This window comes from Escherichia sp. 94.0001, from assembly GCF_013369155.2.
Classification (GTDB): domain Bacteria; phylum Pseudomonadota; class Gammaproteobacteria; order Enterobacterales; family Enterobacteriaceae; genus Escherichia; species Escherichia coli_F.
The window spans coordinates 1-293 of the sequence record NZ_JABWMS020000292.1 but is presented as its reverse complement, the minus strand read 5'-3'; the positions used below and the strand labels follow the sequence as shown (position 1 = coordinate 293).

Sequence of the window (293 nt, the reverse complement as noted above, 5' to 3'; positions counted from 1 at the left end):
CAGTCCATACGCCAACGATATCTTTGTATGGTATGTAGCTGACACCTTCCAGACCATCGTTACCACCTGGACCAGTGATGAGCACAGACGCTATGGCAACAGCCCCACCACCAATAGCAGCTGCAACAGCCTTGCGTAATGACGGCGACATTATTCACCTCTCGCAGCCTTACGCTTATCTTCTTTAATCTTGAAATAAAGATTTGTCAGATACGTCAGCAGGCCAAACAGCAGACTTCCCAGCACACCTATTGCCACCCACTGGGACGGAGAGACTTTGTCCAGCAGCTGCA

General features: G+C 50.2%; 2 protein-coding genes. Both read right to left on the bottom strand.

The genetic code is table 11. The annotated features are described in order from the left end of the window. A partial coding sequence (locus tag HEN33_RS25790) for a hypothetical protein (protein ID WP_000075115.1) occupies positions 1-151 on the bottom strand: 151 nt, incomplete at its 3' end. Continuing rightward, positions 151-293 (bottom strand): class II holin family protein (locus tag HEN33_RS25785; RefSeq protein ID WP_021503488.1); only part of this gene is annotated, 143 nt, incomplete at its 5' end. The genes HEN33_RS25790 and HEN33_RS25785, both read right to left, overlap by 1 nt.